Consider the following 23,767-nt stretch of genomic DNA (forward strand, 5'->3'; position numbering starts at 1 on the left):
GAACGCCGGGGGCCGGACGTCACGGCTGGTCGAAGGGCGCTCCGCCCAGACTCGTCGAGAAGGAGGTGGTGGCCGTCGGGGTGGTGATGACCCCGTCGAACGCCTCCCGCATGGGGGTCAGCACGCTGGCGCTCTGGCTGCGGATGCGGTCCAGCGCGCCCTGCGGGGCGTGGCGCAGGTTCGTGAGGCTGACGGCGGTGCCGAATCCCGCATCGACCAGCGCCGCCTCGACGCTTCCCGGCTCGGGCGCGGCGAGCTGCTCCTCGGCGACGGTGAAGCCGGCCTCGCTCTTCTCGTCCAGGTGCATCTCGGCGACGCTGCCGGCGGTGTGGGTCAGGGCGAGCGCCCGGTAGCCGTCGCCGAGCATCCGGCTCAGGTAGTGCCCCATGGGAAGGGCGGCCAGCTCGCCGCCGTAGCACACGGGCGTCTTCTGGATGTGCTGGTTGTGGGCGGCCAGGACGATGCGCGCGCCGGGCTCGGCGCGGTCGAGATGCCAGCGCAGCGACCGGGCCATGTAGTGGTCCCGTACGGACGCGTCCCCCGGCAGTCCCTCACCCGCGAAGAGGGCGCGGATGGCCCCGAACATGTAGTCGGCGTGCAGCGCCGCCTCCAGATGGCGCCGCGCCACGTCGTAGCGGTGCTGGTCGCTGCGCGAGACGTAGAGCGGCTCCAGCGCCCGGAAGCGCAGCAGGAGCCGGGTCAGCGAGGCGGTGAGCGCGTCCTGCTCGCCCGCCCCCAGGCGCGCCCACCGGGGCGCCGCCACGGCGACCGATCTGCCGGTGAACCGGTCGGCGATCGCCATGGCCCGCTCGACCTGGCCCAGCGCCTCCCTGTCGACGTCGAGCAGGTAGCCGGCCAGCGGCTCCAGCGCGGGGCGCAGCTGCCCTCCGGCCACGGGGGTGTCGACTCCGACGAAGCGCACCGGATGCGCGCTGGTGAGGTTGTGCCGGCGCAGCCAGCGCACCATGTCGGGGTTCATCCCGGCGTTCGTGGTGCCGCTGAGGGCGGCCAGATCGGCTTCGTCGCCGTCGCCCCGCAACCACTCGTCCAGGGCGAGGCCTTCGCTGAACCCGAACTCGAAGGCGAGGACGGTGAACCCGCACCGCTCGGCGAGGAAGCGCAGCACCCGCTGGCGGACCTGGGTGAACTCCCTCACGAAGTGGGCCCCCTCCCCCACGGCCACGACCCGGGCATCACCGATGATCTCGCGCAGCGGCTCGAGGTCGTCGAGCGGCGCGTCGGGATCGAGGCCGGTCAGGATGCTGGTGTGCGTCCGGAACCAGGTGGCGAGAAGGTCCGCGGACATCCGGTCGGTCGTCATGGCGAGTCGCTCGATTCTCGGTATGGAAACGTCGGAAGGTCACCGAAAAGGGGGGCGCGGAAGGAGCCGAGCGGCGGCGAAGGGAGACGGGGCCGTGGCCCCCGCGTCATCCGGCCGGAGACGAACGCGCTCCGGCGTCAGAGGAAAAGACTGCCCGTGGCCATGGAAGCGACACTATCAGCGCCGCGACCTCGGACGACGTAAGGCCGGTCCCCTCCGGGTGAGAGGACCGGCCCGCGTGGCGGCGCGGCGGTCACACCGCCGAGAAGCGGAAGCCGAAGCGCGCCTCCCGCGCCCGCAGCTCGTATCGCGGCAGGACGCCGGGGCCGCACGCCGCGCTGCCGACGCCGTGCTGGGCGTGGTCGAGGTGGACGTGCACCCGCTCCCCCGCCCGCAGGTCCGTCAGGTGGGCGGCGCGCTCCAGCTCGGCGGTGCTCCACCGGCGTGCGGTCAGCCCGAACGCGGGCTCGCCCGCGATGCGCAGGCCCCGGCCCTGGCCGTCGACGAGGATGGCCCACCGCACGTCGGCGCGCTGCCCGTTCTCCTGCGGATACACGTACGGCGTCTGCAGTTCCTCGATCGTGGCGCCGAAGCCGCCGATCCGGGCCGCCAGGCCCGTGTCGGGGTAGGACTCGCCCGGGCCTCTGCCGAACCAGACGACCTCCGACAGGCTCGACGGCAGCGTCATGGCCACGCCGAGCCTCGGCAGCGGCAACGTCCACTCCCCCTCGGGCACCACGTGGACGTCGAGCGCGAGTCCCGCCTCGTCGGCGGTCCACCGGTAGGTGACGCGCATGCCGAGGTCGGTGGCGGCGGGGGCGACGCGGGCGCGGACGGTCAGCGCGTCGTCCTCGTGGGTGACGGCGACGACCCGGTGGGTCAGGCGGTGCAGTCCGAGGCTGCGCCAGTTCCAGTCGAGACCGCCGAAACGCTCGTTGTCGACGGGCGCCCGCCAGAGGTGCAGCCTGGGCCCCTCGACGTCCAGCCCGAACAGCGTGGTCAGCCGTCCTGTCCTCGCCTCGAACACCCCTCCGCCCAGCTCGGCGCTCTCCCCCCGCACCACGAGCTCCGCCCGCCCCGCGGGAGCGGGTCCTTCGCCGCGCGCGGGGGCGGGCGAGCCGTCGCCGACCTTCAGCTCGCTCCAGGCGATCTCGTGTCCCTTCTCCGCCCACGGCAGGTCGGCCGCCAGGACGGCCTGCACGGTCAGCCACACCTCGCCGGGCTCGTCCGTCTCCGGCAGGTCGGGGAGCTTGACCTCGGCCCGCTCCCCTTCGGGCACGTCCAGGACGCCCTCGGCGACCGCAACGCCGCCCGCCGTCAGCGCCCACCAGAACTCCAGCGGGTACGGCACCGCCCGCGTCACGGTCACCGTCCCGTCCGAGAAGGTGACCGTGACGGGCTCGAACACCTTCTTCAGGTCGAGCAGCCCCGGCGACGGCCGGCGGTCGGGGAAGACCAGGCCGTCCACGACGAAGTTCGCGTCGTGCAGCGGCTCGCCGTAGTCGCCGCCGTAGGCGTAGCCGTACTCGTCGTGGGCCAGGCCGTGGTCGATCCACTCCCAGACGAACCCGCCCGCGAGTCTCGGATAGGTGTCGAACAGCTCCTGGTACTCCGCCAGGCCGCCGGGGCCGTTGCCCATCGCGTGGGCGTACTCGCACTGCACGAACGGCATCGCCCTGCGCCGCGCGTCCAGCCCGGGGTCGTCGAGCGGGTCCTCGGCGCCCCGGCCGATCGCCTCCACCTCGGCGTGCGAGGCGTACATCCTGCTGTAGACGTCCACGTCGGCGCACGACGGGTCGCCCTCGTAGTGGATGGGCCGCGACGGGTCACGCTCGCGCGTCCAGCCGGCCATGACCGCCAGGTTGGCGCCGGCGCCCGCCTCGTTGCCGAGCGACCACATGACCACGCTGGGGTGGTTCTTGTCGCGCTCGACCATCCGCTTCATCCGGTCGAGCAGCGCCTCGCTCCAGCGAGGGTCGTCGGTGGGGTTGCCACGCCAGCCGACCTGCCCGAACCCGTGCGTCTCCAGGTCGCACTCGTCGACCACCCACAGCCCGTACTCGTCGCACAGGTCCAGGAACGCGGGGTGCGGCGGGTAGTGGCTGGTGCGGACGGCGTTGACGTTGTGCCGCTTCATCAGCAGCACGTCCTCGACCATCGTCTCGTACGGCACCGCGCGGCCGTGCCGGGGGTGGAACTCGTGCCGGTTGACGCCCTTGAAGACCAGCGGGACGCCGTTGGCCTTGAGCACGCCGTCCTCGATCGTGATCGTGCGGAAGCCGATGCGCAGCCGTACGGTCTCCTCGGCGGTGGAGAAGACGGCCTCGTACAGGCGGGGCGTCTCGGCCGACCACGGTTGCGCGGCCACGCGCACCTCGGTGCCGGGCGCCAGGTCGGTCACGCCCAGCTCAGGGACGGACAGCAGACCCGCGCCCTCGAAGCTGAGCGTGCCGTCGGCGGCGGCGTGCACGAACACGTCAGCGGTGGATCGGGTGAGCGTCACCTCCCTGAAGATTCCGGGCAGCCACCACATGTCCTGGTCCTCGAGATAGCTGGCCGCCGACCACTGGTGCACCCGCACCGCAAGCACGTTGCGCCCCGGCCTGAGGTACGGCCCGGCGTCGAACTCGGCGGGCAGCCTGCTGCCGGTCGTGAAGCCGAGCTCGTGGCCGTTCAGCCAGACCTTGGCGCACGAGTCGACGCCCTCGAACCGCAGCCGCCCGCCGCTCCACCCCTCGGGAAGCTCGAACGCGCGCCGGTAGTCGCCGGTGGGGTTCTCGTCGGGCACGTACGGCGGGTCGACGGGGAAGGGGTAGGAGACGTTGGTGTAGGCCGGGCTGCCGTACCCGTGCAGCGGCCAGTGGGAGGGAACGGGAAGCGTGTCCCAGGCCGCGTCGTCGAAGTCTGGGGCGGCGAAGTCGTCGGGCGCGTCGGCGGTGGCCGACAGGCGGAAGCGCCAGTCACCGTTGAGATCGATCGAAGGGGCGTCGGAGCGGAGCGCGGCGCGCGGGTCCAGTCGGCCCGCTCCCGGAGCGAAATCGGCGAAGTACACAAAAACCGATGTTTTCCGAATTAATCACACATGTCCAGACGTTCAGCGGGTCCGGCGACGTCGCGACGGCCCGCCACGCGCGCTCGGGGACACGTGCCCCTGGACGCGTGCCCCTGGACGCGCCCCGGCCCGGCGCCCAGGGTGGCGGCCGGGTGGGCTCGCCGTACGGGAGGAAGAGCCGGGGTGGCCGCGCCGTACGGGAGGAAGAACGGCACGGGCGGGCTCGCGGTAGCGGAGAGGACGGCACCGGACGGCCGGACCGGGCAGGCAGGACGGGGGTTCAGTGACGCGGGGGGAGTTCGCCGGAGCCGCGAGGGATCAGGTGGGTGGGGATCTGGGTCTTGGCCGTGCGTGACCGGTCGCCGGCCAGCCGGGACAGCACCAGCGCCGCCGCCGCCGCCCCCATCGCCGCCGGGTCCTGCGCGACGACCGTCAGGGGCGGGTCGAGAACCTCGGCCAGCGGCAGGTCGTCGTAGCCGACCAGGGCCACGTCCTTGCGTCCCGCCCTGGCCAGCCCCACCACCGTCCCGGTGGCGGCGAAGTTGTTGGCCGCGAACAGCGCGGTCGGCGGGTTGGGCAGGCCGAGCAGCCGTTCGGCCGCCGCTGCGGCGGCCGCGGCGGAGTGGCCGGTCTCCACCAGCGCCTTGTCGAACGGCAGGCCGGCCGCCGCCAGCGCCTCCCGGTAGCCCTGCAGGCGTTCGCGCCTGGTGTAGAGCGTCGTGGGCAGGTCGCCGATGAAGCCGATCCTGCGGTGCCCGTGGGCGATGAGGTGGGCGGTGCCGTCGCGCGCCCCCTCCCGGTTGGAGCTGACCACGCAGTCGGCCACCAGCCCCACCGCGGGCCGGTCGAGGAAGACGATGGGCAGCCCGGCTTCGCGTTCGGCGCGCAGGTAGCGGTGGTCGCCGGCCGCCGAGGGCACGACGAGCAGCGCGCTCACCCTGCGGGCCAGGAAGGTGGCCACCAGGGAGCGCTCGAGTTCCCTGGTCTCGCTGGAGGAGCCCACGATCACGGTCAGGCCGCGTTCGCGCACGGCGCTCTCGATGCCGCCCGCGACGGTGCCGAAGAACGGGTTGCCCATGTCGGGGATGACCAGCCCGATCGCCGCGTCCCTCGCGCCGACCCGCATGTTGCGCGCCATCAGGTTGGGCTGGTAGCCGAGCCTGCGCACGACCTCCATGACCCGCGCACGGGTCTCGGGGGCGACGGGGCCGTCCTCGTTGAGGACGCGGGAGACGGTCTTGGCGGTGACGCCGACCTCTCGGGCGACATCGGTCATCGTCGGGCGCCGCGCGCTCGCCATCGAACCTCCCCGTTGTCGTGAACAGGGTAAGGGATCACGACAGGCCGATGGCCTCCGCTGCGTCCTTGTCGGCGATGACCGCCTTGCCCTCGGACACGGTCAGCGCGCCGGTCATGATGGCCACGACCTCGGCCATGCTGTGCTCGCCCGGCTTGAGCTGCGCGACCCTGCGGCCGAGCCGCTGGACGTGGATCCTGTCGGCGATCTCGAAGACGTGCGGCATGTTGTGGCTGATCAGCACGACGGGCAGGCCCCGGTCGCGGACCCTGCGGATCAGGTCGAGCACCTGTCCCGACTCCTTCACCCCGAGGGCTGCGGTGGGCTCGTCCATGACGACCACGTGCGAGGCCCACGCCACCGCTCTGGCGACGGCCACGCCCTGCCGCTGTCCGCCCGACAGCGACTCCACGGGCACGGACAGCGAGCGCAGCCCGATCTTCAGCTCGGCCATGTACTCGGCCGAGGCGGCCCGCATGCGCGGCTTGTCCAGCATCCTGAAGACCTTGCCGAGCACGCCCGGCCTGCGCAGTTCCCTGCCGAGGAACATGTTGGTGGCGATGTCGAGCGAAGCGGCGATGGCCAGGTCCTGGTAGACGGTCTCGATGCCGTGTCTGCGCGCCTCCAGCGGGTCGCCGAAGCGCACCCGTTTCCCGTCGAGCAGGATCTCGCCGGAGTCGGGCTGGATGGCGCCGGTCAGCGCCTTGATGAGGGTGGTCTTGCCGGCGCCGTTGTCGCCGATGACGGCCAGCACCTCACCCGGCATCAGGTCGAAGTCGGCGCCGTCGAGGGCGGTGACGTGTCCGTAGCGCTTGACCAGGCCCCGTGCCTGGAGAACTGCGGTGGTCATCGGGTCCTCCTGCGGGAGAGCTGGTCGACGGCGACCGCGAGGATCACCAGGATGCCGGTGATGAGCGTCTGGTAGATCGACGGGACGCCCATCAGCTGGAGTCCGTTGCGGAACACTCCCACGATCAGCGCGCCGATGAGCGTGCCCAGGACCTGTCCGCGCCCGCCGAACAGGCTCGTGCCGCCGAGCACGACCGCGGTGATGCTGTCGAGGTTGTCGGTCTGCCCCGCCTGGGGGTCGCCCACGCCGGTGCGGGAGACCAGCAGGAGGGCGGCGATGCCGTACACGAGGCCGGCAAGGCTGTAGACGCCCACGGTCAGCCGGTCGGTGCGGATGCCGGTGAGCCTGGCGATCTCCGGGCTGTTGCCGAGGGCGTAGACGTGCCTGCCCCACGCGGTGTGCCCCAGCAGGTAGGCGAACAGCAGGAAGAGCGCGATGGTGAGCACCGAGCCGTAGGTGACGCGGGTGTCGCCGAGCTGGAAGGTCTGGCCGAGGAAGGTCAGCTCGGGCGGCAGCCCGGTGACCGTCTGGTCCTGGGAGTAGATGTGGGTGAGGGCGAAGACCACGTTCAGCATGCCGAGCGTGACGATGAACGGCGGCAGCACGATCTTCGTCACCAGCAGCCCGTTGATCAGGCCGAACGCGGCGCAGACGGCCAGGCCCGCGCCGATCGCCACCAGCGGCGGGATGGACAGGGACAGCTTGGCCATCACGATGCCGCCGAAGGCCATGATCGCCCCGTTCGACAGGTCGATGCCCGCGGTGAGGATGATCAGTGTCTGGCCGATGGCCAGCGTGCCGACGACCATGACCTGCTGGATGATGAGCGAGAAGTTGCCTCCGGTGAGGAACTGCTCGCTGTTCAGCGAGAAGAAGGCGCAGGCCAGTATCAGCGCGGCCAGCGGCCCCGCCGTCGGTGTGGTCAGGATCCTGCGCGGCAGGCTCGCTTCGGTGACGGCCATGTCAGCCCCAGCAGTTGGCCAGGCCGTAGGCGGTGTCCTTGGCGTCCACCCCGGCGACCGGCTTGTCGGTGATGAGGGTGACCCCCGTGTCGGTGTACCCGCTGGGCTTGTTCCCACTCTTGGCGAAGTCGGTGACGGCCTTGACCCCCATCTCGGCCATCTTCAGCGGGTACTGCTGGGAGGTGGCGCCGATCCAGCCGTTCTGCACGGCCTTGACACCGGTGCAGCCGCCGTCGACGGAGACCACGAGCACGTTCTTGTCGACGCCCTTGGCCTTCAGCGCCGTGTGCGCGCCCAGCGCGGCGGGCTCGTTGATGGTGTAGACGAGGTTGATGTCGGGCGCCTTCTGCAGGCAGTTCTCCATGGCCGTCTGGCCCTTGGCCTGGTCGCCCTGGGTGTCCTGCGAGCACACGATCGACGGGTCGCCCTCGGCGACGCCGAAGCCCTTGAGGAAGCCGTCGTGGCGCAGCTTGCCGACGGTGATGCCGGGAGCCAGGTCCAGGGTGGCGATCTTGGCGGCCTTGCCGGCCATCGCGGCCTTGGCGTACGCGCCGATCAGCTCGCCGGCCTTGAAGTTGTCGGTGGCGAACAGCGCGTCGGTGGCGTCCTGCGGGTCGGTCGGGGTGTCGAGGGCGATGACCAGCACGCCCGCGTCCCTGGCCTTCTTGATGGCGGGCACGATGGCCTTGGTGTCGCTCGGCGTGATGAGGATGCCCTTGACGCCCGCGGCGACCATGTTCTCGATGGCGGTGATCTGGCTGGCGTTGTCGCCGTCGAACTTGCCCGCGGCGCTCATGAGCTGGGCGCCCTGATCCTTGGCCGCTGCGGTGGCGCCCACCTTCATCTTGACGAAGAAGGGGTTGGTCTCGGTCTTGGTGATGAGGCCGACCTTGACGGGCTCCGAAGCCGAGCCGGACGTGGTGCCGCCGCCGCATCCGGCGGTGAGAAGGGTAGCGGCCGAGAGGCCTGCGATGAGTCGCTTCATGGCGGGTGTTCCTCACATGAGCTGGGCGGACCCGGTGTCATCGTTGACATATGTCAACGTTGACATCCGCTGTGCTGCGATGATGAACTCCGTTTCGGGAAACGTCAATGCCCCCCGCCCGTAACGAAACGGCAACAGCGGAAAGGCAGGCACATGATCGCCGTCCTGGGTGAGTGCGTCGCCGACGCCTTCGCCGGCAAACGTCCGGGCGAGCTGATGTTGCGGGTGCTGCCCGGTGGCGGGCCCGCCAACACCGCGGTCGCCCTGGCCCGCCTCGGCACGCCGGCCGGCTTCCTCGGCCGGCTGTCGGACGACGTGTTCGGCGAGCTGTTCCGCGAGCGGATGGCCGCCTCCGGCGTGGACCTGTCGGCGTGCGTGCCGGCCCGCGAGCCCAGCACGCTGGCCGTCGCGACCCTGGACGCCCACGGGCAGGCGCGCTACACCTTCCACGCCGAGGGCACCGCCGACTGGCAGTGGAGCGCCGCCGAGCTGTCGGCCGACCGGCTGGACGGCGCGTCCTGCCTGCACACCGGCTCGCTGGCGCTGGTCAGGGAACCCGGAGCGAGCGCGGTCGCCGACTTCGCCGCGCGCGCCGCCGCGACGGCGACCGTCTCGATCGACCCCAACGTACGGCCCAGCCTGGCCTCGCGCGAGGACTACCTGAGCCGGATGCCGCGGTGGTGCGAGCTGGCCGACATCCTCAAGCTCAGCGCCGATGACGTGGCGTTCCTGCTGCCCGGCGCCTCGGTGGCCGAGGCGTGCGCGCTCTGGCACGCGTGGGGGGCCCGGCTCGTGGTGGTGACCATGGGTGCCGAGGGGGCGCTGGTGTCGCTGGACGGGGAGACAGCGGCCCCGACAGCAGGCCCCACAGCAGGTCCGGCAGCGGGCCCGACAGGGGTGCAGACAGCAGGTCCGACAGCGGTGCAGACAGCGGCCCCGACAGCGGCCCCGACAGTGGTCCCGACTGCGGCGCAGACGGCGACGGTGCCGGCGGTGCCCGTCGAGGTGGTGGACACGGTGGGCGCGGGCGACTCGTTCACGGCGGGCCTGCTGCACCGGCTGGAGAGCAGGGGGCTGCTGGGCGGGCGGCTGGAGCGGCTCGACCTGGCCGCAGCGGCCGAGGCCGCGGCGTTCGGCGCCAGAGTGGCGGCGCTGACCTGCGCCGTGCCGGGCGCCGACCCGCCGTGGGCCGACCAGCTCGCCCAGCCGGACGCCTGACCCGGAGCCGGGATGGCGGCGGAGGGACTGCCCCTGCCCGGGGCGGGCCACCGCGGCGGCCCGCCCGGCGGCACGGCCGACCGTGACAGCCGACGCCGGGCGGCCCGGGGTGACGGCCGGCGGTGGTGGCCGGGCGCGGAAGGCGCCCGCCTCCCGGTGGGGAAGCGGGCGCCTCAGGGTGCGAGGGTCAGGCGGCGGCGCTGGACGCGGTGGCGACCGTTGCCTCCTTGGTGACCCCGTTCACCGTGACCGCCACCAGCACCTGCCCGCGCCGTAGCGCGGTCAGCGTCCCGGTCGCCGGGTCGAGCGAGGCGACGTGCCAGGGCCTGGCCTTCGACAGCGGCCCGATGTGCAGGTTCGGCGAGCCGGACCACTCGGCCGACACCGGGTAGGCCACGGGGACCGTCCGGTCGTCCTGGGTCAGCGACGCCTTCACCGTCGCGGGCGATCCCACGGAGACCGACGCGGGCGCGGTCAGCGTCAGCGTGTCCACGTGCGGACGCACCTGGGTGCCGATCCAGCTGGGCGCGTCGACGAACCAGTTGCGCCTGACGTGCTCGGCCTCCTTCGGCGTGACCGGGTCGACGCCCCACAGCGACCACCCGGTGAACCCGCCGTCGTCGGCGGCGGTGGCCGGGTTCTTGCCCGAGTTGCCGTTGATGAAGTACGGCACCGCGTCGACGCGGGCGGCGTTGAACGTCCCGACGTGCGCCCCGATGTAGGCGGCGCCCTTGCCCGTCGTCCGCTGGAAGTCGGCCAGCCATCCTTCGACGAGGGCCGCTTCCTTCCGGTCGCCGAGCTGGCTGCCCTTGCCGGGCGTCGGGTCGCGCGGCGGCACGTGGAACAGCACGACCACCGACCCCACGTTCCCGTCCCCGGCCGCCGCGGTGAGCTGGTCGCGCAGCAGCTCGATCTGCTCGAAGCCGCCGCCGCGCAGGTTGAGCCGCGAGGTGTCGAGGGTGATGAACCTGGTCCCCTTGTGGTCGAAGACCTTGGAGGTGTCGCCGAACACCGCCCGGAAGTTGTCGATCTTGCCGCCCATCACCTCGTGGTTGCCGGGCACGTAGTGGTACGGCAGGCTCCCGCCCAGCTCCTCGTCGAGGATCCGCTTCGCCAGCGCGAAGTCCTCGGGCGAGGCCTCGTCCACCAGGTCGCCGTTGATCAGCAGGAAGTCGGGCTTGGCGGCCTTGAGCTCGCGCAGCGTCCTGCGCGCGTTCTTGACGATGTCGCTGTCGGGCTGCCGGGCCACGAACTGGGCGTCCGACATCACCGCGAACCGCCACGGCATGGCGGTGACCGACGGCTTCACCACCGGGTCGCTCACCCGGGCGGCGGGCGGCGCCTGCACCGAGGGAGGCACCCTGGCCACCAGCCCGTCGATGGTGATCGCGTTGGTGTACGTGGCGTCGGCCCTGGTCTCGGCGACGTAGAAGCGGCGCAGCTTGAGCGGGTAGCTCACCCCGGGCGGCACCGTGAACTCGACGTACTTCCAGCCGCTCCAGGTCAGGTACGGCCCGCGCAGGATCTGCGACTGCCCCTGGGAGTCGTAGAACTCCAGGCTGGGCCACTCGCCCTTGCCGGCGGAGTTGATCCACAGCCCGAACGCCTGCGGCTGGCCGGGGATCACGATCTGCTGGGGCGGCGAGGCGTAGGCGGCGCGGGTGGCGGTCGACTGGGTGAAGTCGTAGGTGAGCTTCAGCCCGCCGCCGCTCTGCCCCTGGCCGGCGGCCAGCGAGCCGGTGGCCCTGGCCGCGGCGAACGTCCACGAGCCGGCGTTCTCGAAGTCGGCGACGGCGACGTCCTCGAACCCGACGGTCACCGGCACGGCGGCGCTCACCGCGCCCACCCGCGCGGTGATCAGGCCCGATCCGGTGCCCTTGAGCGCCTTGACGGTGAAGAACCCGTGCGGGGCGGGCTTCACCTCGAGCAGCGAGGTGTCGTAGTCGAGCTTCACGTCGCCCGGCTCGATGGGCGCGGAGTTGCCGTTGCGGTCGTAGCCGACGACGCCGAAGCTGCCCGTGGCGTCGGCCGCCGCCAGACCCACCCGGTCGGTGGTGACACCGAGGCGGGCCAGCGGCTGCAGGACGGTCAGGTCCAGGGTGCCCTTGGCCGCGCCGTGCCTGGCCGTGACCGTGGTCTGCCCGGGGACCCAGGCGTGGAAGACGCCCTCCTTGGAGACGCGGCCGTGCACGGAGGTCGAGGTCTGCCACGAGGGCGCGCCCTCGGCCGGGCCGTACGTCTCGTCGTATCCGGCGGCGGTCAGCCGCCTGGTGAGCCCGGGGAAGACGCGGTCGGGACGGCCGCCGGCGACCGGTCCGACGCCGGGCGCCTTGGCGGGGTCGCTGGCGGTCTCCAGCCAGAAGCCCTTCAGCTCGCCGCTGCCCTGCGGGGCGTAGAGGGCCAGGCCGTTGGGGACGTGCCGCTCGCCGCCGTCGGAGGGGCTGTTCTCCACCTGGACGTCGGCGCTGCCGGGCTCGCGGGCGAGCATGGTGGAGGAGCCGCCGCCGTCGAGTTCGAGCGCGTTGTGGGCGCCCAGCTCGACCAGGAGCGCGGCCATCTCGCGCAGCGTCAGGCCGCGGCTGTCGGCCTGACGGCCGTCCACGGTGAGCAGGTACATCTTCCTGCCGTCGGCGGAGAAGCCGACCGCGGTGCGGGGGTGGCTGTCGGTGTCGGTGAACGGCTGCGCCTTGCCGTCCTTGACCAGGACGTTCCTGCCGCCGAGCGCGGTCTGGACGGCGCCGCCGTCGGAGGGCTTGGGCTGGTACTTCACCTCGACCCGGTCGCCCACCTTGAGCTGGGCCAGCGCGTCGGCGCCCGCCTCGCGGCCGAGCAGGACGGTGGTCCCGGCGGGGATGGGGCCCTGGCCTGCGCCGGTGCGCACCTCGGTGACGGCTCCGTCCACGAGCACCACCTCGGTGACCTTGGCGGAGTCGGAGCGCCGGTAGGAGCCCCACAGCGGGGTGAACAGGCCCACCCCGCCGGTCTGGACGAGCTGGTTGAACTGGGTGAGCGTGATCGGTGCGCCGCCCGCGGGCGTGGCGGTGCCGTCGAAGTGCATCTGCAGGACTCGGCCGACGCCCTCGTTGAGGGCGATCGCGTTGTTCCAGCCCTGGACGGGCGACTGGACGAGCGCGCCGTCCTTCACGCCGACGCCGAGCGCCGCGCCCGAGCGGTTGATGTCGAAGAAGTCGCCGTTGACGGCGGCCACCGCGCGGGCGCGATCGGCGGGCCCCGACAGCGGCTCGGTCTTCGACACCTCGCCCGAGTTGAGATAGCCGGTGGAGACGCCGCCCGACAGGTCGGCCGACAGGGCGTCGGCGCGCAGCCAGCCAGCCGCGTCGAAGCGGTCGAAGGAGGTGAGCGTGAGGCCCGGCGCGACGGGCCGGACCTTCTTGGCCGTCTCCAGCGACCGGCTCGCGGGGGCGTTGAGCAGGAGGGTGGAGTCGGAGCTGTAGGACGACGCGGGAGGCGCGTCCTCTGCGGGAGCGGGGGGATCGGCCTGCGCCGGGCTGGCCAGAAGCCCTAAGGCCAGCGCGGCGGACGCCATGAAGCGGAGGGTCTGCACGACGGCACTCAATCGTGCCATGGTGACAAGTTTCAAGACTTAGTCATGAACTAAAAGAAAATTTCAGATCTTGTCTCGTCCCGTCCGGCCCCTGCACGATGGGGCGCGTGGACCTCGACGCGTTCTACCGCGATCCCCATCCTGTCTACACCATCGCCAGGCGGACGCCGGGTCTGACGTTCGTCCCCGAGCTCGGGGCGTGGCTCGTCGCCCGCCACGCGGACGTGCGCGAGGCGCTGAGCAGGCCGGACCTCTTCTCCTCCGCGGGAGCGCTGCGGCCCGACCAGGTGCCGGGGCAGGAGGCGCTGGCCGAGCTGGCCAAGGGATTCCTGCAGACGAGGACCGTGCTCAGCACCGACGGCGAGGCCCACCAGCGCTACCGGCGGCCGATCTCGCGCGGGCTGTCCCCCGCGCGGGTCGCGGCGGCCCTGCCGTACGTCACCGGGAGGGTCCACGCGCTGCTGGACGCCTTCCCCGACGACGGGCCGGTGGAGTGGATGGCGGCCTACGCCAGGCCGCTGCCGGCCGAGGTCTTCGGCCACCTGTTCGGCCTCGACCCGGCCGACGTGCACCCTGCCGTCGAGGCGGGCAGGCAGGCCGAGGCGCTGCTGTTCCGGCCGCTCTCGCCCGCCGGGCAGGCAGGCGCGGCCCGCGCGACCGTCGGGCTCCAGCACCTGCTCCACGGCTACGCGCTGCGCGAGCCCGGCGACGACCTCGTGGGCGAGATGGTCAGGGCGCTGACCAGGGACGACCCGCACGAGCTGGTCTCCAACCTGCAGAACCTGCTGCTGGCGGGGCACCTGACCACCAGTGCCCTGCTCGGCACGCTGGTGCTGAACCTGCTACGCCACCGCGAGCAGTGGGAGCTGCTGTGCGAGCGGCCGGCCCTCATCCCCGCCGCGATCGAGGAGGGCGCCAGGTTCGAGGCCCCCGTCCAGGGCTTCCGCCGTACGGTCACCAGGCCCTGCACCCTCGCCGGCCACGAGCTGAAGGAGGGCGAGCAGATCTTCGTCTCCTACGGCTCGGCCGGCCGCGACGAGGCGGTCTTCGACCGCGCCGGCACCTTCGACATCACCCGCGAGCCGCTCAGGCACCTGTCGTTCGGTCACGGCGCGCACGCCTGCCCCGGCGCGCAGCTGGCCCGCGAGCAGGTCCGCCTCACACTGGAGCAGCTCACGGCCAGGTACCCGGGCCTCAGGCTGGCCGACAGCGAGGTCGCGATGCTGCCGACCCTCATCCACCGCTCCCCCGAAGCCGTCCATCTCACCTGGTGAGCGCCGACATCCGCCGCTTGCCGTGTGTCTCAACCTCTGGCTTTCGGACAGACGTGAACGCAGACTGAAAGGGCAGATCAGCGCAGAACGCGTGGAGCAGCCGTGGACACTCTGTACGATCACATGCCGATCCTGTCGCGAGGCAGGCACCGTAACCCGCGCAAGGGCGCCTGCTTCATGGAGCTGGCCTCCTATCTGGCGGGCGAGCGGTGGAGCGACCATCCCGCGTGCACGCACCCCCTGCTCGCGGGCCTGGCCCGCCTGGTCAACGACCACACCACCGACGAGAACAGGAGCAAGCTGGTCCCGCTCGTCCCCTCGATCATCGGGCTGACCGGTGACGACCTGCGGATCGATGCCAGGCTGGCCCTGCGCGCCGCGACCACCGCCCTGCCCATAGCGGCCGCCGAGCGGCAGCTCGCGCTGGCCGTCTCGGTGCTGGCCGCCGAGGAGATGCTGGCCAGGCTGGACGGCCGTCCCGCGGGGCTGGAGGAGCGCAGCAGGCGGGCCTTCGCCCAGGCGCCGCACGCGGCCGAGTCGGCCAGGCGCTTCAGCCGCGCCGCGAAGATCACCGACAAGGGCTTCCGCAGGTACGCGGCGCCGAACGCGGTGCAGCTCGCCGTCGTGGGCATCGCGCAGGCCTGCGTGCCGGATCCCGACTCGATCCTGCGCGAGCTCCTGGCCGGCGCGATCGCCGAGTGCGACGCGATGATCCCGAGGGATCAGCGCCGGCCGGCCAGCGTGACACCGGCCAGCACCGCCACCGCGACCGCCAGCGCCGCGGGCGGGCCCACGTGGAAGTGAAGCAGCCCGCCGCACAGCGCGCCGCCGCACATCCCGAACACTGAGACGAGCCGGCGCCGGGCGGCGGTCCCCGGCGCCTCGCTGGCCAGTCCGGTGATCGTGGTCGTGAGCACCGTGGTCGTCATGTCGGGGACGGCCAGCTTGCGCACGATCGCGTTCTGCATGCCCATGCCACCGGCCAGCAGCGAGATGAGCGTGATCTGGGCGCCGTCGCCCCGGTGGCCGAACAGCAGCGAGACCGCCAGCGCCAACGTCACGAGCGTCAGGTGGACGGCCGTGACGGGGGCGAAGGCCCGCTCGACGGCCGAGCGGGCGATCAGCCGCCCCGCCGTCCAGGCCCCGGCCATGAACGCCCCGATCGCCAGCAGCGACCACCACAGCGACAGCTGCCGCGCGCCCGCCAGCGCGAAGCCGACGAAGACCACGTTGCCCGTCATGTTGGCGACGAAGACCCTGCTCAGCCCCAGGAAGCTGACGGCGTCGACGAGACCGGTGACGAACGTCAGGGGGATGAGCAGGGCCGGCAGGACGCCGTGCCGGTCGGTGTCGCCGGGCAGCAGCCAGGTGGCGACGCGGCGCAGCACGGGAGCTACGGCCGGGTCGAGGTGGCCGGCCGCAGGCCCGGGACGGTCATCGCCGCCCCTTCCGCCAGTGCTTCACGATGGTCCTGATCGTCAGCAGCAGCACGACGGCGACGACCTGGCCGCCGACCACGATGCGGTTGACGTCGACGGCGGGCCGCCAGGTGACCTCGCCGTTCTTGATGACGTACACGCCCGCGGGGGTGGCGCCGAGGCCGTAGCCGCCGCCCGAGCCCTGGCGCGGCTGCTCGCCCTCCTGCTTGCCGCCGCCGCCCCCGCCGCCCTGGGCCACCTTGGCGACGGGGATGACCGTCACGTCACCGTTGGTGACCGGCTCGCCGAAGACGCGCCGGACGGTGGCGGCGTCTTTCGTCTTCTCCACCAGTTCCATCATGTCCATGAGGTCATCTATATCCATTGACCCGGCGCAGGACCACCATCTCGCTGCGGTAGTCGGGGCCGTTCATGAACCAGGTGGGCAGGGCCAGGCCGTGCGACATGAGCGTCTGGCCGTGCAGGCGCCCGCCCGAGGCGTCCTCGTAGACGGCCGACGGGTCCAGGCCCGCCAGCCGTACCCGGCGGGGCGGCTGCTTCGACAGCGCGAACGGGTGGTAGGCGAGCACCACCACGGTGTCCTCGTGGACGTACTGCACGGCCGAGGCGGTCACGCCGGGGGTGCCGGCGAGGCGGTGCAGGCGGCCGTGCTGGATGACCGGGCGCACCGCCTTGTAGGCCGCGATCAGCTCGCGGGCCTGGTCCAGCTCGGCGGCCGACCACCTGGTCAGGTCGCCGCCGATGCCGAGCACGCCCGCCATGGCCACGTGGAAGCGGTAGGCGAGCGGCACCTCGCGCCTGGTGTGCGGGTTCGGGCTGTCGGTGACCCAGGCCGACATCGTCCCCGCCGGGTAGAGGTAGGAGTAGCCGTCCTGGATGGCCTGGCGGTCGCGGGCGTCGGTGTTGTCGGAGGTCCACATCTCGTCCGTGCGGCGCATGATCCCGAAGTCGACCCGGCCGCCGCCGCCCGAGCACGACTCGATGCGCAGCCCCGGATGGCGCTCGCGCAGGGTGTCCATGACCTCGTAGACGCCGCGGGTGTGCTCGATCCACAGCAGGTCGGCCCGCTCCCCCGCCTCGGTCCAGCCCGCCTGGGTGAAGCTGCGGTTCATGTCCCACTTGAAGTAGTCGAGCCCGTACTCCGACACCAGCCCCGACAGCCAGCCGACCGCCCAGGCCCGCACGTCCGGCCTGCCGTAGTTGAGCACGAGCTGGTTGCGCAGCGTGTCGCGGCGCCGGTCCTGGTAGTGCAGCACCCAGTCGGGGCGCTCGCGGTAGAGGTCGCTGTCGGGGTTGACCATCTCGGGCTCGACCCAGAGGCCGGCCCGCATGCCGAGCTCGCGAACGGTGTCGAACAGCTTGGTCAGGCCCTGCGGGAAGCGGTCGGGGTTCGGCCACCAGTCGCCCAGGCCGCGCTTGTCGTCGGTGCGGGCGCCGAACCAGCCGTCGTCCACCACGAACAGCTCCACGCCCAGGTCGGCGGCCCTGCGGGCGAGCTCGATCTGGCCGTCCTCCCGCACGTCGAACCAGGTGGCCTCCCACGAGTTGTACAGGACGGGCCGCTCCTCGAACGGCGTGGGCAGGACGTGGTGGCGGGCGTAGTCGTGCCAGGCCCTGCTGGCCGCGCCGTACCCGCCGTCGCTGTAGAGGCCCAGCGCCGGCGGCGTCACGAGGTTCTCGCCCGGCTCCAGCACCCACGCGGGGCCGTCGTGGCCGAAGCCGGTGGTGACGGCGACGTCGCCCTCGGGACGGCGCTGCGCGGTCAGCCGCCACGAACCGCTCCACGCCAGCGCGACCGTCCACACCTCGCCCCGTTCCTCGGTCGCGTCACCGGCGTCGATCATGATCCAGGGGTTGGCGCGGTGCGAGGTGGTGCCCGTCCTGCTGGTGAACGTGGTCTCGCCGACCGGCAGCTCGGCCCGGTGCAGCTGGGTCTCCCCTGCCCAGGCGCCCGCGACGCCGGTGTAGCGATAGCCCGCCTGCTCGGGGACGACCCAGCTGCCCGAGTCGACCCGGCCGAGCCGTACGGCGTGGGCGCCCTCGTTGGCGAGGCTCACCCAGCGCTCGACGACCTCCCCCGCCACCTTCACGTGCAGGCCCACCCGCAGCCCTAGCGGGTCGCGCAGCACCAGCTCGATCTCGGTGTCCGACAGCACCGCCTTGGCGAACGACAGCTCGACCGAGCGGACCCCGCCGGCGTACGTGGCCTGCAGCGACGGCACCCCCCAGCGGCGGCCGCCCTCGACGGGAAGCAGTTCGTCGATGTCGCGGGGGTCGTGGAAGCCCGAGCCGACCCGCCTCGGCACCTGCCCGACGACCTCGGCCAGCGCCTCCTCCGGCAGCCGCGGCCCCCAGTACCACTGCACGACCCGCGTGTCGTCGCCCGCCGCCTCGACGCCGAACACGTACGCGGAGGTCGCCGTGAGAGCCGCCCAGGCGCGGTCACCAACCGAGAGTATATTCACACTAGACACAAACCCCATGAGAGCAGATCGCCTCCTTCGTCGCCAGAGGGGAAGTTTCGTTCACTCCATGAATCTCTCTCCCGCCGCGCGGGCCGTCTTCGTCGAACTGCTCCTGCACGGCCCGCTCTCCAGAGCCGAGGCGGCCCGGCGGCTCGACCTGTCGCCCTCGGTGCTGACCAAGCTGACCAGGCCGCTTCTCCAGGCCGGGTACCTGGTGGAGGAGCCGGGGCCCGCCGGTGTCCCCGGCCGCCCGTCCGTGCCGCTGCGGGTCGAGCGCTCGCGCCGCGCGTACGTGGGGATCAAGCTGACCGAGACGGAGCTGTTCGCGGTGCGCACCGACATGGGGGCGGCGGTCACCGCGGAGGTGCGCATGCCGCTCGACGGGCACGACGTGAGGCCGGTGGTCGGCCGGATCGCCGACGCGGTGGCGGTCCTGTCCGCGGGCGGTCCGCCCGCGGCGGTGGGCGTCAGCCTGGCCGGGACGGCGTCGCGAGCGGACGCGGTCGTCCACCGCTCGCCGTTCCTGGGCTGGCACGACGTTCCGCTGGCCGCGCTGGTGAGCGCGGCGACCGGGCTGCCCGCCGTCCTGGAGAACGACGTGCGCGCCCTGACGGCGGCCGTGCACTGGTTCGGCGCGGCCGCAGGGCACCGGACGTTCGCGCTGGTCACCGTGGGCGAGGGGCTCGGCTGCGGGATCGTCGTCGACGACCGCCTGGTGACCGGCACGGCGGGCGTCAGCGGGCAGATCGGGCACCTGGCCGTCGACGAGGGCGGGCCGATCTGCGAGCGCGGGCACCGCGGCTGCGCCCGCGCCTACCTCGCCGCGCCGGCCATCAGGCGCTCGGCCAGGGCGGCGCTCGACCGCCCCCGGCTCACCTTCGAGCAGGCGCTCGAGCTGGCCCGCTCCGGCGACCTGGTGGCGCGGCGGATCTTCGACGAGGCGGGGCGGGCACTGGGCCGGATCGTGGCCACGATCGCGAACCTGATCGGGCCCGAGGTGGTGGTGCTGTCCGGGGAGACGGTGCACATGCACGCGGTGTGCGCGCCGGCGTTCGAGGCGGCGCTGGCCGAGCACACGCACTGGACGAGCGACCCGGTGGAGGTGCGGGTGCAGCCGTTCGCGTTCACCGAGTGGGCGCGGGGGGCGGCGGTGATGGCCCTCAGGCACGACCTCGGCGTCCCCTGACGCGCGCGCCCGCGCCGCCCGTCACGGGCCCGTCATGTCCGGACCGTCATCTCGGGGCCCGTCATGTCCGGACCGTCATCTCGGGGCTCGTCCATCTCGGGGCCTCTCAGGTCAGGGCGCGGCGCCAGGCCACCCAGTCACCGGTGTGGTTACGGTTGCCGGTGATCGGCCACCAGCCCGGCGGGGCGGCCGGCCAGGTGCGCCTGATGTCCGTCCCCACCGGCCACGGCATCACGACCAGGCTGACGTCGGCGGGAAGCCACTCGGGGTGGTCCGGGTCGATGGGCACGAGCCTGGCAGGCACCTGGTACGCCTGCGAGACCCAGATCCGCCAGTGCACGCCCGCGTAGTCCATCCCCACCCGATCGCCCGCCCGCAGCCCCGCGGGGGTCAGGTCGGTGGCGAACGCCAGGATGCGTCCCCACGGCGCGGTGACCTTCGACACGGTCACCCCGGCGATCGCCAGTTCCGCCGCGACGCAGACGCCGGCGATGAGGACCAGCGCGGTCGTGCGGCGCACCAGGGTCGTCACCAGGACGGCCACGGTGAGCGCGAGCACGGCGGTCACCGTGGCCTGGCCCAGGCTGAGCGAATCCCAGTTCCAGGTGAGGAAGCAGATCTCCGGGAAGTCGAACATGCCGAAGAAGTCCCGGGACAGCCGATCCCCCGCGTGCAGCCGCACGACCGCCATGGCCAGCAGCGTCAGCACCCCCGTCGCCAGGGCCGCTCGCGCCGCCGCCGCCCGCCGGGCCCTGGCCAGCACCGCCAGCCCGGCGACGAGCAGCACCGGCGTCAGGCAGGCCAGATACCTGCCGTAGGCGAGGTTGGCGACGGTGCCCTCGCTCGGCAGGGCGGCCGAGGTGGCCAGGGCGATGCCGGCGACGGCGGCCAGCGTCGTCCCCGCCACCATCCGGTCGGCCGCCGGTCCGCCGGACGACCCCGACGGCGGCGCCGGATGACCGGCGGACGGCCCGCCAGGCGACCCCGACGGTCCCCCGAGCGACCCGAACGGCGCTGGATGACCGGTGGACGGCCCGCCAGGCGACCCGATCCGCGCTGGACGGCCACCGGACGGCCCGCCGCGGCGCAGGACGAGCGCGGCCAGCGCGACCAGGCCGGCGCCCGCCAGTCCCCCGGTGGCGACGACCGTGTGCCAGAGCTGGCCGGCCGCGACCGACAGCGTCCACGCCAGGCCGTCCAGGGTGCTGAGCCGGGTGGTGAGCCACTGTCCGAGCGGCGCGACCCCGCTCGGGTAGATCTGGCTGCGCACCCAGGCGTTCAACGCCCATCCGGCGCCCGCCACGCCCGCGGTGACGGAGACCGGCAGCCAGCTGCCCCGTCCCACGGTACGGCGGTGCCGTACCACGACGAAGGCCAGCAGGCACGCGTGCACGAGCAGGAGGACGAGTCCCCGCGCGTGCGTGCTGGAGGCGAAGGCGATCGTCGCGCCGGCCGCCACGCCGTACGGCCTGCCGCCGCCGCTGAGCCAGGCGTGCAGCAGGAGCAGCCAGCCGAGCACGATCACCGGCAGGACGGCGTCGGTGAGCGCGAACTGGGCGTAGTAGACGGCGGACGGCACCAGCGCGGTCACGTGCGCGAGAAGGTAGGCCGTGCCGCGCGGCAGGCCGATCCGGCGGAAGGCCGCGTACGCCAGGAGCACGAGTCCGGCCCCGATCAGCGCGTTGACGACCACCACCAGGCGATAGACGGTGTGGGCGTCGTCGCTGATCCAGTAGGCGGGGGCGATGAGCAGGGCGTAGCCGCCCTGGTAGAACGTCCGCCAGGACAGGTCGCTCGGGGCGCCGCCGGACAGCAGCCGCGCGGCCAGGAGATAGCCGGACTCGTCGGGGATGAGCAGGGGCGCGGCGTGCTGGAATCCGAGCGCGGCGCGCAGCACGGCCTGGACCAGCCAGCCGGCCGCGAGCGCCGCCCCCCAGAACCGGCGGGGCGGGGCCGTTCTCCGGGCGCGCGCAAGGGCACGGAGCGGCGGAGTGGTGGCGGTCGTCGGTCCCACGATGGCCCCTGAAACGGCGGGAGTGAATTCCGGTGCGGTAACACCATATCCGCGCGCCTTTGCCGTCCCGAGAATGCCGGGCACCACCGGCGGATATGCGTTTCACATAAACGCGGTAATGACGCGCGGGCGCCGCGTCGGGAAACATTCCCGGACACGGCGCCCATTTCGTTTCACTGCCGCAGGTTCGGCGGCGTGTTGTTCACGAAGGGCCCGCAGTTGCCCGGCCAGGTGTAGGTGCCGGTGACGATGCAGGCCGCCTGGAAGACCTGCCCGTCGGCGGTGAGGATGGAGATGTGGACGTCGTTGCTCGGCGGCTGCCCCTGGTCCACGATCGTCGCGGCGACCACCGTCTCCCCCGCGGGGACGATCGGCGTGAGGTTCTGCCACGTGGGCGTCTTGTTCGAGTCGCGGATGAACAGGCCCCCGGTGGCCGGCACCAGCAGGGTGAAGTAGTTGTTGTTGGACTGCGCGCTGTCGATGCTCACGGCGGGACCCTGCGGACCCGTCGGGCCGGTCGCGCCCGTGGCACCCGCGGCACCGGACGGGCCGGTCGACCCCGTGGCCCCTCTCGGCCCGGTGGGGCCGGTGACACCCCTCGGCCCGGTCGGACCGGTGACGCCCCTCGGCCCGGTCGGACCGGTGACACCCCTCGGCCCGGTCGGACCGGTGACACCCCTCGGCCCGGTCGGACCGGTGACACCCCTGGGTCCAGTCGGACCCGTGGCGCCTCGCGGTCCGGTGGCACCGGTCCCGCCGGTGGCGCCTCTCGGCCCGGTGGGGCCCGTCGCGCCGGTGTCCCCGGTCGCGCCGGACGGACCCGTCGGACCGGTCTCCCCGGTCAGGCCCGTGGGGCCGGTGGGACCCGTCTCGCCGCTCTCGCCCCTGGGGCCGGTCAATCCTCTCGGACCCTGGGGACCTCTCGGCCCGACGGGCCCCCTGGCCCCCGGCGGGCACTTGCAGGAGCCATGGCGGCACTGGCACGGCTTGCAGTTCTTCTCCCACGGGAAGCACGAGCGCGTGACGAGCCCCGCGTTCGCCTGCGAAGCGAGCCCAGTCGACCTCGCGCCGCCGGCCGCGGCCCGGCCGATGTCGGCGCTGGCGTTTCCTGATGCCTGAAGGGACGAGGCGAGGACGATCGTCGCGGTGGCGGCCCACGCCAGGGCGCGGCGGTTCCGACCGAGGCCTTTTGTCCATTTAATATTACTAAGGGACATCTGACTTCCAGGTGACTTCGGGGTTCTGACAAACGTGCATCTCGACCGCGCTCGACCTGCGACGGCACGCTCGGAAATACCCTGGAAACAGTGAGAGAATCTGCCGATCACATCATTGAGAAGCAAAGAGATCTCAAATACGGATACCCTCGACCGTGCCGCCATATCGAAATACTTGGCGACCCTGTTCCCTTTTATCCCTTTTCAGGACCCGACCCGCCCCCGCCGGGAGCGCCCGATCCCGGGGCTTGCGCAAAATATGCAGACCGGTCTACTTTAAGCTCCATGGGACAGAAGGGCGCCGAGACGCGGGCCAGGCTGCTGGACGCGACACAGGAGCTGATCGAGAGCGGCGGATACTTCGGCGCCGGGCTCAACCAGGTGATCGCGGCCAGCGGCGCACCGAGGGGATCGCTTTACTTCCACTTCCCCGGCGGCAAGGACCAACTGGTGGGCGAGTCCGTACGGCGGGCGGGCGGGGAGATCGGCCAGACGATGGACGACCTGGCGGCGGCCGCCGCGTCCGCCGAGGAGTTCGTCGCGGCGGTGCTGGAGTGGCTCGGCGACCGACTGGAGGAGTCGGGGTGGCGCAGGGGCTGCCCGGTGGCCACCGTGGCGCTGGAGATGGCCGCCACCAGCGATCCGTTGCAGGAGGTCTGCTCGGAGGTCTACGCCGGCTGGGAGTCGGCGCTGCGTGGCATGCTGGCCGGCCGCCCGGACGCCGGCGACCTCGCGGTCACCGTCCTGGCCTTGATCGAGGGAGCCCTGCTGCTGGCCAGGGCGCACCGGAGCAGGGAGCCGCTGCGCAGCGTCGGGCGCCGGATCGCCACGCTGCTGCGCTGAACCCCGCCCGAGCACCCGGGTCACGCACCCGGGCCCTACTACGTCCACAAAATATGTAGACCGATCTATTAACGGAGGC

General features: G+C 72.6%; 17 protein-coding genes. 5 read left to right on the forward strand and 12 right to left on the reverse strand.

The window, feature by feature from the left end; all coding sequences use genetic code 11:
* Positions 1-19: 19 nt before the first annotated feature.
* From ACWDLG_RS22165 to ACWDLG_RS22190, 6 genes are all read right to left on the reverse strand, one after another.
* Positions 20-1,321 carry an erythromycin esterase family protein gene (locus ACWDLG_RS22165; RefSeq protein ID WP_449922581.1) on the reverse strand — a complete coding sequence of 434 codons (1,302 nt, stop codon included), beginning with the start codon at positions 1,319-1,321 and terminating at the stop codon, positions 20-22.
* A 253-nt stretch (positions 1,322-1,574) separates the two neighbouring features.
* Positions 1,575-4,373 carry a glycoside hydrolase family 2 TIM barrel-domain containing protein gene (locus ACWDLG_RS22170; protein ID WP_449922583.1) on the reverse strand — a complete coding sequence of 933 codons (2,799 nt, stop codon included), beginning with the start codon at positions 4,371-4,373 and terminating at the stop codon, positions 1,575-1,577.
* A 280-nt stretch (positions 4,374-4,653) separates the two neighbouring features.
* A complete protein-coding gene (locus ACWDLG_RS22175) occupies positions 4,654-5,673 on the reverse strand; it encodes a LacI family DNA-binding transcriptional regulator (protein ID WP_449922585.1) in 1,020 nt (339 codons plus the stop codon).
* Positions 5,674-5,707: 34 nt separating this feature from the next.
* Entirely contained in the window at positions 5,708-6,520 is an 813-nt protein-coding gene (locus ACWDLG_RS22180; protein WP_449922587.1) for an ATP-binding cassette domain-containing protein, read from the reverse strand.
* A complete protein-coding gene (locus tag ACWDLG_RS22185) occupies positions 6,517-7,482 on the reverse strand; it encodes an ABC transporter permease (RefSeq protein ID WP_449922589.1) in 966 nt (321 codons plus the stop codon). Before ACWDLG_RS22185 ends, ACWDLG_RS22180 begins: the two co-directional genes overlap by 4 nt.
* 1 nt (position 7,483) lies before the next feature.
* Positions 7,484-8,467, reverse strand: coding sequence for a substrate-binding domain-containing protein (locus ACWDLG_RS22190; protein ID WP_449922591.1), 984 nt, complete (start codon positions 8,465-8,467; stop codon positions 7,484-7,486).
* A 153-nt stretch (positions 8,468-8,620) separates the two neighbouring features.
* Here ACWDLG_RS22190 and ACWDLG_RS22195 point away from each other — a divergent pair, with 153 nt between their 5' ends.
* Positions 8,621-9,685 (forward strand): PfkB family carbohydrate kinase, encoded by a 1,065-nt coding sequence (locus tag ACWDLG_RS22195; RefSeq protein WP_449922593.1) that lies wholly within the window; start codon positions 8,621-8,623, stop codon positions 9,683-9,685.
* Between the two features lie 187 nt (positions 9,686-9,872).
* Here the strand turns inward: ACWDLG_RS22195 and ACWDLG_RS22200 are convergent, their stop codons facing one another.
* The gene (locus tag ACWDLG_RS22200) at positions 9,873-13,271 is read right to left on the reverse strand and encodes a phosphodiester glycosidase family protein (protein ID WP_449922595.1); all 3,399 of its coding nucleotides are present in this window, start codon (positions 13,269-13,271) and stop codon (positions 9,873-9,875) included.
* Between the two features lie 86 nt (positions 13,272-13,357).
* On the opposite strand from ACWDLG_RS22200, the gene ACWDLG_RS22205 reads away from it, so the two are divergent.
* Entirely contained in the window at positions 13,358-14,524 is a 1,167-nt protein-coding gene (locus tag ACWDLG_RS22205; protein ID WP_449922597.1) for a cytochrome P450, read from the forward strand.
* A 102-nt stretch (positions 14,525-14,626) separates the two neighbouring features.
* Complete coding sequence (locus tag ACWDLG_RS22210; protein ID WP_449922598.1) at positions 14,627-15,328, forward strand: hypothetical protein; 702 nt, start codon at positions 14,627-14,629, stop codon at positions 15,326-15,328.
* Here ACWDLG_RS22210 and ACWDLG_RS22215 read toward each other — a convergent pair.
* From ACWDLG_RS22215 to ACWDLG_RS22225, 3 genes are read right to left on the reverse strand one after another with little or no spacing between them, the layout of a single operon-like run.
* Positions 15,247-15,912 (reverse strand): YoaK family protein, encoded by a 666-nt coding sequence (locus ACWDLG_RS22215; RefSeq protein ID WP_449922599.1) that lies wholly within the window; start codon positions 15,910-15,912, stop codon positions 15,247-15,249. The two genes, ACWDLG_RS22210 and ACWDLG_RS22215, sit on opposite strands and share 82 nt — an antisense overlap.
* 46 nt (positions 15,913-15,958) lie before the next feature.
* Complete coding sequence (locus ACWDLG_RS22220) at positions 15,959-16,309, reverse strand: GerW family sporulation protein (protein WP_449922601.1); 351 nt, start codon at positions 16,307-16,309, stop codon at positions 15,959-15,961.
* Positions 16,310-16,313: 4 nt separating this feature from the next.
* Complete coding sequence (locus tag ACWDLG_RS22225; RefSeq protein ID WP_449922602.1) at positions 16,314-18,428, reverse strand: alpha-galactosidase; 2,115 nt, start codon at positions 18,426-18,428, stop codon at positions 16,314-16,316.
* Between the two features lie 67 nt (positions 18,429-18,495).
* Here ACWDLG_RS22225 and ACWDLG_RS22230 point away from each other — a divergent pair, with 67 nt between their 5' ends.
* Complete coding sequence (locus ACWDLG_RS22230; protein WP_449922604.1) at positions 18,496-19,614, forward strand: ROK family transcriptional regulator; 1,119 nt, start codon at positions 18,496-18,498, stop codon at positions 19,612-19,614.
* Positions 19,615-19,720: 106 nt separating this feature from the next.
* Here the strand turns inward: ACWDLG_RS22230 and ACWDLG_RS22235 are convergent, their stop codons facing one another.
* The gene (locus tag ACWDLG_RS22235) at positions 19,721-21,628 is read right to left on the reverse strand and encodes an ArnT family glycosyltransferase (protein WP_449922606.1); all 1,908 of its coding nucleotides are present in this window, start codon (positions 21,626-21,628) and stop codon (positions 19,721-19,723) included.
* 173 nt (positions 21,629-21,801) lie between these two features.
* Positions 21,802-22,116 carry a hypothetical protein gene (locus ACWDLG_RS22240; RefSeq protein ID WP_449922608.1) on the reverse strand — a complete coding sequence of 105 codons (315 nt, stop codon included), beginning with the start codon at positions 22,114-22,116 and terminating at the stop codon, positions 21,802-21,804.
* A gap of 1,014 nt (positions 22,117-23,130) precedes the next feature.
* On the opposite strand from ACWDLG_RS22240, the gene ACWDLG_RS22245 reads away from it, so the two are divergent.
* Positions 23,131-23,688 (forward strand): TetR/AcrR family transcriptional regulator, encoded by a 558-nt coding sequence (locus ACWDLG_RS22245; RefSeq protein ID WP_449922610.1) that lies wholly within the window; start codon positions 23,131-23,133, stop codon positions 23,686-23,688.
* Positions 23,689-23,767 lie beyond the last annotated feature (79 nt).

The organism is Nonomuraea sp. NPDC003727 (assembly GCF_053586935.1).

What these genes read in the sequence shown, in the direction of transcription:
- ACWDLG_RS22220 (WP_449922601.1), bottom strand. Translation starts at nt 16,309, where the DNA reads ATGGACATGATGGAACTGGTGGAGAAGACGAAAGACGCCGCCACCGTC.
- ACWDLG_RS22230 (WP_449922604.1), top strand. Translation starts at nt 18,496, where the DNA reads ATGAATCTCTCTCCCGCCGCGCGGGCCGTCTTCGTCGAACTGCTCCTG.
- ACWDLG_RS22175 (WP_449922585.1), bottom strand. Translation starts at nt 5,673, where the DNA reads ATGGCGAGCGCGCGGCGCCCGACGATGACCGATGTCGCCCGAGAGGTC.
- ACWDLG_RS22165 (WP_449922581.1), bottom strand. Translation starts at nt 1,321, where the DNA reads ATGACGACCGACCGGATGTCCGCGGACCTTCTCGCCACCTGGTTCCGG.
- ACWDLG_RS22185 (WP_449922589.1), bottom strand. Translation starts at nt 7,482, where the DNA reads ATGGCCGTCACCGAAGCGAGCCTGCCGCGCAGGATCCTGACCACACCG.
- ACWDLG_RS22245 (WP_449922610.1), top strand. Translation starts at nt 23,131, where the DNA reads ATGGGACAGAAGGGCGCCGAGACGCGGGCCAGGCTGCTGGACGCGACA.
- ACWDLG_RS22195 (WP_449922593.1), top strand. Translation starts at nt 8,621, where the DNA reads ATGATCGCCGTCCTGGGTGAGTGCGTCGCCGACGCCTTCGCCGGCAAA.
- ACWDLG_RS22180 (WP_449922587.1), bottom strand. Translation starts at nt 6,520, where the DNA reads ATGACCACCGCAGTTCTCCAGGCACGGGGCCTGGTCAAGCGCTACGGA.
- ACWDLG_RS22200 (WP_449922595.1), bottom strand. Translation starts at nt 13,271, where the DNA reads ATGGCACGATTGAGTGCCGTCGTGCAGACCCTCCGCTTCATGGCGTCC.
- ACWDLG_RS22190 (WP_449922591.1), bottom strand. Translation starts at nt 8,467, where the DNA reads ATGAAGCGACTCATCGCAGGCCTCTCGGCCGCTACCCTTCTCACCGCC.